The sequence below is a fragment of the Chelativorans intermedius genome, assembly GCF_025398255.1.
Lineage (GTDB): Bacteria > Pseudomonadota > Alphaproteobacteria > Rhizobiales > Rhizobiaceae > Chelativorans > Chelativorans intermedius.
In genome coordinates this window covers 266,954-279,622 of record NZ_JAODNW010000001.1, presented here as the reverse complement: position 1 = coordinate 279,622, position 12,669 = coordinate 266,954, and the positions used below count along the sequence as shown (strand labels likewise).

12 protein-coding genes are annotated in these 12,669 nt (G+C 67.0%); 11 read left to right on the top strand and 1 reads right to left on the bottom strand.

What is annotated here, in order from left to right; translation table 11 throughout:
- The first annotated feature begins 40 nt into the window (after window positions 1–40).
- The 6 genes from NYR58_RS01410 (at window position 41) to NYR58_RS01385 (ending at window position 5,586) form a co-directional block, all read left to right on the top strand.
- Window positions 41–595, top strand: coding sequence for a histidine phosphatase family protein (locus tag NYR58_RS01410; RefSeq protein ID WP_261518609.1), 555 nt, complete (start codon window positions 41–43; stop codon window positions 593–595).
- A gap of 118 nt (window positions 596–713) precedes the next feature.
- Complete coding sequence (locus NYR58_RS01405; RefSeq protein WP_261518608.1) at window positions 714–995, top strand: acyl carrier protein; 282 nt, start codon at window positions 714–716, stop codon at window positions 993–995.
- A gap of 33 nt (window positions 996–1,028) precedes the next feature.
- A complete protein-coding gene (locus NYR58_RS01400) occupies window positions 1,029–2,213 on the top strand; it encodes a beta-ketoacyl-ACP synthase (protein ID WP_261518607.1) in 1,185 nt (394 codons plus the stop codon).
- An 11-nt stretch (window positions 2,214–2,224) separates the two neighbouring features.
- Entirely contained in the window at window positions 2,225–3,505 is a 1,281-nt protein-coding gene (locus NYR58_RS01395; RefSeq protein ID WP_261518606.1) for a beta-ketoacyl-ACP synthase, read from the top strand.
- Window positions 3,506–3,618: 113 nt separating this feature from the next.
- On the top strand, window positions 3,619–4,647 hold the full coding sequence (locus NYR58_RS01390) for a zinc-binding dehydrogenase (RefSeq protein ID WP_261518605.1): 1,029 nt from the start codon (window positions 3,619–3,621) through the stop codon (window positions 4,645–4,647).
- A gap of 6 nt (window positions 4,648–4,653) precedes the next feature.
- Window positions 4,654–5,586, top strand: coding sequence for a lipid A biosynthesis lauroyl acyltransferase (locus NYR58_RS01385; protein ID WP_261518604.1), 933 nt, complete (start codon window positions 4,654–4,656; stop codon window positions 5,584–5,586).
- Window positions 5,587–5,592: 6 nt separating this feature from the next.
- Here the strand turns inward: NYR58_RS01385 and NYR58_RS01380 are convergent, their stop codons facing one another.
- Window positions 5,593–6,024: a L,D-transpeptidase gene (locus NYR58_RS01380; protein WP_261518603.1), complete on the bottom strand. Its 432-nt coding sequence runs from the start codon at window positions 6,022–6,024 to the stop codon at window positions 5,593–5,595.
- A 146-nt stretch (window positions 6,025–6,170) separates the two neighbouring features.
- On the opposite strand from NYR58_RS01380, the gene NYR58_RS01375 reads away from it, so the two are divergent.
- The 5 genes from NYR58_RS01375 to NYR58_RS01355 all read left to right on the top strand — a co-directional run bounded on the left by NYR58_RS01375 (window position 6,171) and on the right by NYR58_RS01355 (window position 12,570).
- A complete protein-coding gene (locus NYR58_RS01375; protein ID WP_261518602.1) occupies window positions 6,171–7,445 on the top strand; it encodes an acetylornithine deacetylase/succinyl-diaminopimelate desuccinylase family protein in 1,275 nt (424 codons plus the stop codon).
- Between the two features lie 61 nt (window positions 7,446–7,506).
- Window positions 7,507–8,988 carry an ABC transporter substrate-binding protein gene (locus NYR58_RS01370; RefSeq protein WP_261518601.1) on the top strand — a complete coding sequence of 494 codons (1,482 nt, stop codon included), beginning with the start codon at window positions 7,507–7,509 and terminating at the stop codon, window positions 8,986–8,988.
- Window positions 8,989–9,122: 134 nt separating this feature from the next.
- Window positions 9,123–10,079: an ABC transporter permease gene (locus tag NYR58_RS01365; protein WP_261518600.1), complete on the top strand. Its 957-nt coding sequence runs from the start codon at window positions 9,123–9,125 to the stop codon at window positions 10,077–10,079.
- On the top strand, window positions 10,076–10,945 hold the full coding sequence (locus NYR58_RS01360) for an ABC transporter permease (protein ID WP_261518598.1): 870 nt from the start codon (window positions 10,076–10,078) through the stop codon (window positions 10,943–10,945). The genes NYR58_RS01365 and NYR58_RS01360 overlap by 4 nt, the downstream gene beginning before the upstream one ends.
- On the top strand, window positions 10,942–12,570 hold the full coding sequence (locus NYR58_RS01355; protein WP_261518597.1) for an ABC transporter ATP-binding protein: 1,629 nt from the start codon (window positions 10,942–10,944) through the stop codon (window positions 12,568–12,570). Before NYR58_RS01360 ends, NYR58_RS01355 begins: the two co-directional genes overlap by 4 nt.
- The last annotated feature ends 99 nt before the right edge of the window (window positions 12,571–12,669 follow it).

Sequence of the window (12,669 nt, the reverse complement as noted above, 5' to 3'; positions counted from 1 at the left end):
TCCTCCTATATGAAGGGGTCGGCCAAGCCCGGAGGACAGCATGTTTCGCATTGCCATCGCTCTCGTGATGCTCCTCGCCGCCAGCACCGCGATGGCGACGGAGGCGGGCTGGGCCTTGCTGCGCAATGGTGGGCAGGTCGTGCTCGTCAACCACGCCTTGGCGCTGGGCAGCGAGGACCCGGCGAATCTCGAACTGGGCAATTGCGCGACCCAGAGCAACCTTTCAGACCAGGGCCGGCAGCAGGCACGCAGCATGGGGGCGCTGTTCTACGCCCGCGCGGCCCCCATCGAGATGGTGCTGACCAGCCGCTATTGCCGGGCGCGCGAGACCGCCGATATCGCCTTCCGCGACAGCCCCATCGAGGCGTTCGCACCGCTCGACGATCTCAGCGCCGACCCGGAAGCGGCGGAGGAGCAGATCCAGGCCATGCTGGAGCGGATCCTTGCCTATCGGGGGTCGGGCAACCTGCTCATGGTCACGCACCCGGCAAACATCCAGGCTATAGCCGGCGTGCGGCCGCGCCCGGCGGAGGCAGTGGTGCTGTCGCGCGCAGGCGAGACGGTGGGGTTGGCCGGGCGCATCACCTTCCGGTGAGGCTCTTTTCGCGCCGCAGGAGGCGACCGAGAGGCGTTTCGCCCTTTTCCTGCCGTCAAAAACCGATTAGACAGCCGCCCATACCCAGCAATTGAATCCCTACACCGAGGGAACCGCAGTGACGACGACATTCGACAAGGTTGCCGACATCATCGCCGAGACGAGCGAGATCGACCGTGACAAGATTACTCCGGAAAGCCACACCATCGACGATCTGGGCATCGACAGCCTGGACTTTCTGGACATCGTGTTCGCGATCGACAAGGAATTCGGAATCAAGGTGCCGCTGGAACAGTGGACGCAGGAAGTGAATGACGGAAAGGTCTCCACCGAGGAGTATTTCGTCATGAAGAACCTGTGCGCCAAGATCGACAGTCTGGTCGCCGCCAAGGCCGCCTGAGCAGGCCGCCACTCGAATCAGCAGCGAGGCGACATGAACCCGAAGGACGTTGTCATCACCGGGATCGGCGTTGTTTCCTCGCTGGGCCTTGGTGCCGAGGCGCATTGGCAGGCGCTGACGGCGAAGGCGCCGCAGCCGGTGGTCGATGACGCACGCTTCGCTCCCTATACCGTGCATCCCTTGCCGGACATCGACTGGAGCACCCAGATCCCCCGGCGCGGAGACCAGCGCCAGATGGAGACCTGGCAGCGGCTGGGCACCTTTACGGCGGGGCTGGCGCTGGACGATGCCGGACTGAAGGAAGACGAGGCGCTGTGCGCCGCCACCGACATGGTGGTGGCCGCCGGCGGCGGCGAGCGCGACATCGAGGTGGATCAGGGCATCCTCGACGCTTCGCTCGCCCGCAACGATCATGACGTGCTCCTCAACGAGAAGCTGACCACAGAGCTGCGGCCCACCCTCTTCCTGGCCCAGCTTTCCAACCTGCTGGCCGGCAACATCTCCATCGTTCACAAGGTCACGGGCTCCTCGCGCACCTTCATGGGCGAGGAAGGTGCCGGCGTGGCCGCCGTGGAGACGGCCGCCGCGCGCATCCGCGCCGGCCAGTCGAGCCTGGTTCTTGTGGGAGGCGCCTTCCAGACCGAGCACCCCGACATGCTGCTGGCCTACGAGCTCGGCCGCTATCTGCAGCGGGGTGGCTGGTCGCCCGTCTGGCAGCGCCGGCCCGAGGATGGCGGCGGGGTGATCACCGGCTCGGGCGCGGCCTTTCTGGTGCTGGAATCGCGCGAACACGCGGAGAAGCGCGGGCGCCCCCCCTATGCGGCCCTGGGGCCGGTCGTCTCTGGCCGGGCAAGGCGGAGCGGCAACGGCCTGCAGGACGCCCTGGGAGAGATGGTGGACCAGCTTGCCCGCAGCGACGCGCCGCTGCTCGCCCTTTCCGGCGCCTCCGGCGCGCATGAGGCGACGCGGGCCGAGAAGGCGGCGCTCGGTGCGCGCAGGACCATCGCCCTGCGCGGCTTCTCCTCCCTCACCGGGCACATGAAGGAGGCGCAGTTTCCCTTCGCGGTTGCGCTCGCGGCACTCGCCATACACCATGGAGCGGCCTATCCGCCATTCGCGGAAGGCGAGCCACCTGTCGAAGCCGCCCCTTCGGCCGCGCTGGCGACGGCCGTTGGCTACAACTGCTTCGAAGGCATCGGGCTCGTGGTGCAGGCCTGAGGAAGAGAGCCATGAAGACAACTGACAGCTTCGGAAGGCCCCTCGTCGCCGTCACCGGCATGGGCGTGATCACCTCGCTCGGCCAGGGCAAGGCGGAGAACTGGATGGCGCTGACCAGCGGGCGCTCGGGCATCCATCCCATCACGCGTTTTCCCACCGACCATCTGGCCACAAGGATTGCCGGAACGGTCGACTTCCTGCCCGAAAGCCGGCGCGGCGCCAGCGCCCTCACCTTCGCACTGGCCGATCTCGCGGCCAGCGAGGCGGTGGGCGAGGCCGGCCTGCCGAAGACCGACTTTCGCGGCCCGCTGTTCCTGGCCGCCCCGCCCGTCGAGCTTGATTGGCATCACCGCCTGCGCCTTTATGCGCAATCGCGACGCGGCGGCGACTGGCGCAGCCTCATCGAGGCGGCGCGCGAGGCCGGCGACCGGGAGCTCTTCGACGAGAGCCAGTTTGCCACCATCGCCGACCGGCTGGCGGAAAAATATGGCACGCGCGGCCTGCCCATCACATTGTCCACGGCCTGCGCCTCCGGCGCCACGGCCATCCAGCTCGGCATGGAGGCGATCCGTCGCGGCGAATGCGAGCGAGCGCTGGCCATCGGCGCCGACGGTTCGGCCACGGCCGAGGCGCTGATCCGCTTCTCCTTGCTTTCGGCACTGACCACGCAGAACGACATCCCGGAAAAGGCCTCAAAGCCCTTCTCCAAGGACCGCAGCGGCTTTGTGCTGGCCGAAGGCGCGGGCGCGATGGTGCTCGAATCGCTGGAAAGCGCGCTGTCGCGCGGTGCCGAGGTCCTGGGCATCATGCTGGGATGCGGCGAGCGGGCGGACGACTTTCACCGCACCCGCTCCAAGCCCGACGGCTCGCCCGCCATCGCCGCCGTGCGCGCGGCCCTTGCCGACGCCGGCCTGGCGGAGGACGAGATCGACTACATCAATGCCCACGGCACCTCGACGCCGGAAAACGACAAGATGGAGCACCTGTCGCTGTCAACCGTCTTCGGCGAGCGCATGCCGACCATTCCCATATCCTCCAACAAATCCATGATCGGGCACACGCTCTCGGCCGCCGGCGCGGTGGAGGCGGTGTTCTCCATCCTCACCATGCGCGAGGGGGTCATTCCCCCCACCATCAACTACGAGATTCCCGATCCCGCCATCGAACTCGACGTCGTGCCGAATGTGAAGCGCGAGGCGGAGGTGGCAACGGTCCTTTCCAACTCCTTCGGCTTCGGCGGACAGAACACCTGCCTGGTGATGGCGAGGGAGGCCGGACAAAGAAGCCAATAGCGAATAAGAGGTGGCGAATGGTGGATTCGACGCCTGCAGGTTTGCCGATCGCAGAGCTTTCTCCTATTCGCTATTCGCTACTCCCTATTCGCTACTTGCCGAGAACCTGATCCATGCGCGCATTGCAGCTCATCGCCGACCGCAAGCTCGAAATCGCCGACATTCCGCCGCCGCCGCCGCCCGGCCATGGCGAGGTGACGGTGCGCATTGCGGCGGTGGCGCTGAACCACATCGATGTGTGGGGCTGGCGCGGCATGGCCTTTGCCAAGCGCCAACTGCCGCTGGTGGTGGGGGCCGAGGCATCGGGCGAGGTTGACGCGGTAGGACCCGGCGTGGCGGGGCTCGCGCCCGGCCAGCTTGTCTCCATCTATGGCGCGCGCACCTGCGGCCTGTGCCGCCCCTGCCGGGAGGGGCGCGACAATCTGTGCGAGCATGTGGGCGGCGTGCACGGCTTTCATCTGGACGGCTTCGCGCAGGAGAGGATCAACATGCCGGCGCGGCTTCTGGTGCCCGCACCGCCCGGTGTGGACGCGATCGGCGCGGCGGTCGCCCCTGTCACCTTCGGCACGGTGGAGCACATGCTCTTCGACAATGCGCGGCTGGAGCCGGGCGAGACGATCCTTGTCCATGCCGGCGGTTCCGGCATCGGATCGGCCGCAATCCAGCTTGCAAAACGCATCGGCTGCACCGTCATCACCACCGTCGGCTCGCCGGACAAGGCGGAAAAGGCCCGCGCGCTGGGCGCCGACCACGTCATCAACTACCGCGAGGAGCGCTTCGAGGGCGCGGTGCGCAAGATCACCAGGAAGCGCGGCGTGGACGTGGTCTTCGAGCATGTGGGCGCGGATACCTGGGCGGGCTCGATGCTGTCGCTGCGGCGCGGCGGCCGGCTCGTGACCTGCGGCTCCACCTCCGGCGTATCGACGAACATGAACCTGATGCAGCTCTTCCAGCAGCAGTTGAAGATCTTCGGCTCCTTCGGCTGCCGGATGCAGAACATGGCCGACGCCATGCAGAAAATGGCTGCCGGACTGGTCACCCCGGTCATCGACACGGAAGTGGGTTTTGAGGAGATCGGCACGGCGCTCAGCCGCATGGAAGGCCGCGACGTCTTCGGCAAGATCATCCTGCGCGTTCGGTAACGCGGCATGAAAAGGCTTCTCGCGACATTCGGCCGCCGGCTGAAGACTGTCGAGCACTGGCTGACGGCGCAGGTTTCGCTCGCCCTCCTGGCGCTTCTGCGCCGCCTGCCGCCCGACCGCGCGCTGAACTTCGCTGAGCGCGTTGCCCGCCGCATCGGCCCGCTGGTCGGCCGCCACCGCGTGGCGCTCGACAATCTGCGCCGGGCCTATCCCGAAAAATCGGAAGAAGAGATCGAGGCCATCGCCTCCGACATGTGGGCCAACATGGCGCGGCTTTCGGTCGAATACGTCTTTCTCGACAGGCTGTTCGACTTCGATCCCGAGGCGCCGGAGCCCGGCCGCGTCGAGGTCTGCGGCATCGAGATCTTCAAGCGCGTGCGCGCGGAGGACAAGCCGCACATCTTCTTCACTGCCCATATCGGCAATTTCGAGTTCCTGCCGATCGCGGCGGCGACCTTCGGGCTCGATGTGACCGCCCTCTTCCGCCCGCCAAACAATCCCTATATCGCCGACTACATCCATCGCACGCGCAGCGCCACCATGGGCGGGCTTCTGCCCTCACGCGCCGGCGCCGCACTGCAGCTTGCCCGCGTGCTGGAGGAAGGCGGCAACATCGGCGCGCTGGTCGACCAAAAATTCCGGCGCGGTGTGCGCACCCGCTTCTTCGACCGGCTCTGCGAAACGAGCCCGCTGGTGCCGAAGCTTGCCCGCCAGTATGACTGCGATGTCTACCCTGCCCATTGCATCCGCCTGCCCGGAGGCCGCTTTCGCCTCGAAGTGGGCGAGAAGCTCGACCTGCCGCGCGACGGGACCGGCGCGGTGGACGTGGAGAAAATGGCCCAGCAGCTCAACGACGTGGTGGAGGAATGGGTGCGCGCCAATCCCGGCCAGTGGATGTGGTTCCACCGCCGCTGGGAGCTCAGCAATCCCAGGCGCTGAAGCGCCTCAATCCACCACGACGATGCGCGTGGCGGCGGGCCCCACCTGCCTGACGAGCGAGAACAGCCTGGCCGCGTTGTCGGGATGCAGCCTCACGCAGCCATGCGAGGCGGGCCGGCCAAGCTTGCCGACCGCATCGGTGCCGTGGATGGCGTAGCCGCGGTAGTAGAAGATGGAATGGGGCATCGGCGCCATGTCGTATTTGCGCGAGTGCCACATGCGGTGCATGCGCGTCGGCCGCCAGCGCCCGCGCGGCGTGACGTAGCCCTTGCGCGCGGTGGAAACGGGCCAGCGGTGGAGCACGCGGCCGCGATGTGTCACCGTCATCTCCTGCCGCGATATGCTGACCCTGGCTTCAAGCGTCGCCGCCCGGCCTTCGCCGGCAAGCGCCCACGTGATCACGGCCATCGCCGCGACGGCCAGAAACACCCGTTTCATGATATTCCCCCCTGTCTTCGAGCCTCCTCCCCAGAGCACCCAGGGGAAAGTACACGCGAAAACGGCGGGATTTGCAAACCTCAGCGGGAAAAGACGGGAATGCGGGCATCTTGCCAAGCCAGGCATTTCCCGGCTCAATGGCCGCCATGGATGAAAGACTGCTGCGCGCCGTGGACGAGCGCATCGAGGAACTCGCAGCCCTCACCGTCGATCTGATCCGCTTTCCGACGGTGAACCCGCCGGGCGAAGCCTATACGCCATGCGCGGAATATATTGCCAGGCGGCTTGCCGCCCGCGGCTTCGAGACCCGGCTCATTCGCGGCGAGGGCGCGCCCGGAGACTGCGACCGCTATCCGCGCACCAATGTGGTGGCACGCCGCGAGGGCGGACGACCCGGCCCCACCGTGCATTTCAACTCGCATATCGACGTGGTGGAGGCCGGAGACGGCTGGACGCTCGATCCCTTTGCCGGCGTCGTCCGCGACGGCAAGGTGTTCGGCCGCGGCGCCTGCGACATGAAGGGCGGCCTGGCCGCCTCCATCATCGCGGTGGAGGCGTTTCTGGCCGTCCACCCCACCTTCCCCGGCGCCGTCGAGATCTCCGGCACGGCCGACGAGGAATCGGGCGGCTATGGGGGCGTTGCGCATCTGGCCAGGCAGGGCTTCTTCTCCCGGCCGCGCGTCGACCATGTCATCATTCCCGAGCCGCTCAACAAGGACCGCATATGCCTCGGCCATCGCGGCGTGTGGTGGGCGCAGATCGAGACGCGGGGAACGATCGCCCATGGTTCCATGCCGTTCCTGGGCGACTCGGCGATCCGCCACATGGGTGCGGTCCTCGCCGCCTTCGAGGAAGAGCTTTTTCCCGCCCTCGACAGGAAGCAGACGCGCATGCCGGTGGTGCCGGAGGAGGCGCGCCGCTCCACCCTGAACATCAACTCCATCCATGGCGGCCAGACGGAGGATTTCTTCCCCGGGCTGCCCTCCCCCAATGTCGCCCATTCCTGCCGGCTCGTGATCGACCGCCGCTTCCTCATCGAGGAAGACATTGCCGAGGTGAAGAGCGAGGTGATCGCCATCCTGGAGCGGCTGAAGCGCAGGCGCCCGCGCTTCGACTACGAAATCCGTGACCTGATGGAGGTGCTGCCCCTGATGACCGAGCGCGACGCACCGGTGCCGACCGCGCTTGCCGGCGCCATCCGCGCCGTCTTCGGCAGGGAGCCGGAATATGTGATCTCGCCGGGCACCTACGATCAGAAGCACGTCGTCCGCTTCGGCCATCTCCATGATTGCGTGGCCTATGGCCCCGGCATCCTGGACCTCGCCCACCGGCCGGACGAGTGGGTGGGGATCGAGGACATGGCAGAATCGGCGAAGGTGATGGCCGCCAGCCTCGACGCGCTCCTGCATGCGGCAGCATGAAGGCAATTTACTCGCTTCTCGATTCGCGCTTCAATCGCGACCCAACAATGGGAGGTACGGCATGAAGACACTGGCCACGATGCTCGGCGCGGCGGCGCTTTTCCTGACATCCGGTAGCGCGGCCATCGGCGCGCGAAGCGACCTGGTTCTCGGCGTCGTGCTGGAGCCGCCGCATCTCGACCCCACGGCGGGGGCGGCCGCGGCCATCGACGAAATCGTCTATGCCAACGTGTTCGAGGGGCTGACCCGCATCGGCCCCAACGGCGAGGTGCAGCCCGCGCTTGCCGAACGCTGGGAGGTCTCGCAGGATGGGCTGACCTATACCTTCCACCTGCGCGAGGGCGTGACCTTTCACGACGGAACCGCCTTCGACGCACAGGACGTGAAGTTCTCCCTCGACCGGGCCCGCGCCGAGGATTCGACCAATGCGCAGAAGGGGCTGTTCTCCGCCATCGAGACGGTGGAGGTTGTCGACCCCGCGACGGTGAAGGTGACGCTCGGACATCCGCAGGGTTCCTTCCTCTACAACATGGGATGGGGCGATGCGGTGATCGTGGCGCCCGAATCGGCCCCGACAAACAAGGAAAAGCCGGTGGGCACCGGCCCCTTCCGGTTCGACAACTGGGCCAGGGGCTCCTCGGTCACCATCTCCAGATACGAGAATTACTGGGGAGAGCCGGTGACGCTGGAGACGGCCGAATTCCGCTTCATCCCTGATGCCGCCGCCTCCGTGGCCGCGCTTCTTTCGGGCGACGTGCACGCCTTCCCCAACCTGCAGGCCGGCGACGCGCTGCCGCAGATCGAGGCCGATCCGCGCTTCACCGTGATGATCGGTGCCACCGAGGGGGAAACGATCCTGGCCATCAACAACGGCAAGGCGCCGTTCGACAACTTGAAGGTGCGCCAGGCCATCGCCCATGCGCTCGACCGCGAGGAGATCATCCTCGGCGCTTCCGCCGGCAATGGCGTGCCCATCGGCTCGCACTTCTCGCCGGCAAACGAGGCCTATATCGACCTGACGGACACCTATGCCCATGACCCGGAGAAGGCAAAGGCGCTTCTGGCCGAGGCCGGCCTTGCGAACGGCTTTTCCGCCACCTTGAAGCTGCCGCCGCCCGCCTATGCGCGCCAGGGCGGGGAGATCGTCGCCTCCCAGCTTCGCCAGGTCGGCATCGAGCTGGAGATCATCCCGGTGGAATGGGCCCAATGGCTGGAGCAGGTCTTCACCAACAAGGATTATGACCTGACCATCGTCTCCCACACCGAGCCCAACGACATCAACATCTATGCCCGCGACGACTATTACTTCAACTACGACAACCCGGCCTTCGACGCGGTGATGGACGAGCTGGAGACGACCTCCGACCCCGAAAAGCGCAAGACGCTGTATCAGACCGCGCAGCGCATCATCGCCGAGGATGCCGTGAACGGCTTCCTGTTCCAGCTTCCCAAGACCGGGGTCTGGGACGCGCGGCTCGAAGGACTTTGGGAGAACGCGCCCATTCAGGCCAACGACCTGACCAAGGTGCGGTGGACGGAATAGAAGATCGTCGGCGCTCCCATGCGGTCCAAAGCCCCATTACGGCCAGCCCGCTCGCGCCGGCGCGAAAGAACCGGGGCATGCGGCGGGACGGCGAACGGCCGTGACGGCGACAATCGGACCGCAAGACGCCTCCCATGACTGCCTTTGTCCTCAAGCGGCTCGCGGTCGGCCTGCTCACCCTTCTGGCGGCCTCTCTCGTCGTCTTCTTCGTGCTGGAAGTGCTGCCGGGCGATCCGGCGCGCATCATGCTCGGCATGAACGCAAGCCCGGAAGCGCTTCACGCGCTGCGCACCGAGATGGGTCTCGACCGGCCGGTGGCGCTGCGCTATCTCGACTGGCTGTTCGGCATGGCAAGGGGCGACTTCGGCCGCTCCTACACCTACTCCTCTCCGGTGCTCGCGCTGGTGGCGGAACGCCTGGCCGTCTCGCTGCCGCTCGCCCTCATGGCGCTGGCCCTCTCCACGGCAATCGCCATTCCCGTCGGCATCTATGCCGCCGCCCGGCATGGACGGCCTTCCGACACGCTGGCCATGGGGCTTGCCCAGGTGGGGGTGGCGATCCCCAATTTCTGGTTCGCCATGCTGCTGGTCTATGTCTTCGCGGTGGGCCTGCGCCTGCTGCCGGCGGGCGGCTTCTCCGGCTGGGGCGTGGGCCTGGACGGGCTGTGGCAGGGCGTGAAGGCGCTTCTGCTGCCCGCCGTCTCGCTGGCCCTGCCGCAGGCGGCCATCCTCGCCCGCGTCACCCGCTCGGCGATGCTGGAGGTCCTGGGGGAGGACTACATCCGCACCGCCCGTGCCAAGGGCCTGCCACGCCGCAAGGTGCTGTGGCGGCACGGGCTGCGCAATGCCATGATCCCGGTGCTCACCATCCTCGGCCTGCAATTCGCCTTTCTTCTGGCCGGCACCATCATCATCGAGAATGTCTTTTATCTGCCGGGGCTCGGCCGGCTCGTCTTCCAGGCCATCAGCCAGCGGGACCTGATCGTGGTCGAGGGGGTGGTGATGCTGCTGGTCGCCGCCATCGTGCTCATCAATCTCCTGGTCGACATCTGCTATGCCGTCGTCGATCCGCGGCTGAGGAGCAGCCGATGAGCCTCGATTCGACCTTCACGCCGGTGCCGGAACGCCATGTGCTGGCCAAGGCGCTTGCCAATCGTTCCTTTCTGGTGGGGCTCGTTATCACCGGACTTGTAGCGGCGATGGCGCTCGTCTCTTTTTTCTGGACCCCCTACGACATCACGCGCCTTGCGGTGGCCGAGCGCATGCAGGGCCTTTCCCTCGCCCATCCCTTCGGCACCGACCATATGGGCCGCGACATCCTTTCCATGATCATGATCGGCGCGCGCAACTCCATCGCCGTGGCCATCGTGGCGGTGGGAATCGGCATGGGGCTCGGCGTTCCGCTGGGCGCGCTGGCGGCCGCGCGTGGCGGCTGGGCGGACGAGGCGCTGATGCGCGTCAACGATGTGGTCTTCGCCTTCCCCGCCCTTTTGACGGCGGTGATGATCACCGCGATTTTCGGCCCCGGCGCCGTCAATGCCATCATCGCCATCGGCATCTTCAACGTGCCCGTCTTTGCGCGTGTGGCGCGCGCCGGCGCGCTGTCGCTGTGGCCGCGCGAGTTCGTTCTGGCGGCCCGCGCAGCCGGCAAGGGCGCGGTCCTCATCACCGTCGAGCACATCCTGCCCAACATTGCCAGCCTGCTTCTGGTGCAGGGCACCATCCAGTTTGCCCTCGGCATCCTGGCCGAGGCAGGGCTTTCCTATCTCGGCCTCGGCGCCCAGCCGCCCATGCCCTCCTGGGGGAGGATGCTCTTCGATGCGCAGACCCGCATGGCGGTCGCCCCGCATCTCGCCCTCTTCCCCGGTCTTGCCATCGTCATCACCGTCTTGGGCCTGAACCTTCTGGGCGACGGGCTGCGCGACGTGCTCGACCCGCGGATAAGGCGCGAACGATGAGCCTTCTGGAGATCGAGAAGCTGTCGCTTTCGATCGGCCGGACGCCGATCCTGCAGGACATCGACCTTGCCATCGAAGAGGGTCAGGTGATGGGGCTGGTAGGCGAATCCGGTTCCGGCAAGTCGATGACGGCGCTTGCTGTGATGAAGCTTCTGCCGCACGCTGCCCGCGCCTCCGGGCGCATCCGCTTCGGCGGCATCGACATCCTCTCCGCGCCGGAGGCCGCTATGTGCCGGCTGCGCGGAGATGACATCGGCATGGTGTTTCAGGAGCCGATGACCGCACTCAACCCGGTCAAGACCATCGGCGAGCAGGTGGCGGAGGGTATTCGCTGGCACACCGGCGCCAACCGGGCAGACGCCGAGGCGCGCGCCCGCGCCATGCTGGAGCGCGTCGGCCTGCCGGAAAGGCAGTTTCCGCTGTCCCGCTATCCACACCAGCTTTCCGGCGGCCAGCGCCAGCGCGTGGTCATCGCCATCGCCTGCGCCCTCAAGCCGAAGCTGCTCATCGCCGACGAGCCGACGACGGCGCTCGACGTGGTGCTGCAGGCGCAGATCCTCGATCTGCTGCGCAGCCTGGTCGAGGAGGATCGCATGAGCCTGCTTCTCATCTCGCACGATCTGGCGGTGGTGGCCGAGATGGCCGACAGGATCACCGTTCTGCGCCATGGCAGGGTGATGGAAGCGGGAGAGACGGCGGCCGCGCTCACTCAACGCAGGCATCCCTACACCCGCCAGCTTGCCGAAGCCTCCACCCATGTGCCGGCCCGCGCGGCGGCGCTGCGCGAGAGCGACGGCGAAGCGCTGCTGCAGGTGGAAGGGGTGACACGCGACTATCCCCTCCCCCGCCGCTCGCTCCTTTCGCGAAGACAGAGCATTCGCGCCGTCGATAACGTCACCTTCGCGCTGCAGCCCGGTCAGACGGTGGCGCTGGTTGGCCGGTCGGGCTGCGGAAAATCCACGCTCGCCCGCATGATCCTGGCGCTCGACCGGCCGACCGGCGGCACCATCCGCTTTCAGGGAATGACGCTTCAGGACAAGGGTGAGGAGGCGCTGCGCCCCGTGCGCCGCCACATGCAGGTGGTGTTCCAGGATCCCTATGGCTCCTTCGACCCCCGCCACCGGGTGGAGCGGCTGGTGGCCGAGCCGCTGCATCTTCTGGACGAAAGGCCCGACAGGCGGCGCCGGCGCGCCCTCGTGGCCGAGGCGCTGGAGCAGGTGGGACTCGCCGCCGCCGACATGGAGAAATACCCGCACGAGTTCTCCGGCGGCCAGCGCCAGCGCATCTCCATCGCCCGCGCCATCATCACCAGGCCGAAGCTGATCGTCGCCGACGAGCCGGTTTCGGCGCTGGACGTGTCGATCCGCGCCCAGATCCTCGACCTGTTCGCCGATCTCAATCGCAGGCTGGGGCTCGCCTATCTGTTCATCACCCATGACCTGACGGTTGCGCGCGCCGTCGCCGACCATGTGATGGTGATGCATGAGGGAAGGATCGTGGAGGCCGGCCCTGCCCGGGCCGTGCTCGACCAGCCGCGCACGCAGCCCGCCCGGGCGCTGGTGGCTGCCGCACCGGACCTCGAACGCGCCCTGCAAAGACGCCTGGCGCGCGCGTCCGCCGGCTAGACCGGTTCATCGTTTCAACGCTGATCCGGTCCATCTCTTTGTTTTTGCCGCATTTGTGCGACACCAGATGATTCCATCTGGCTGTAAAATGCTGTAGGC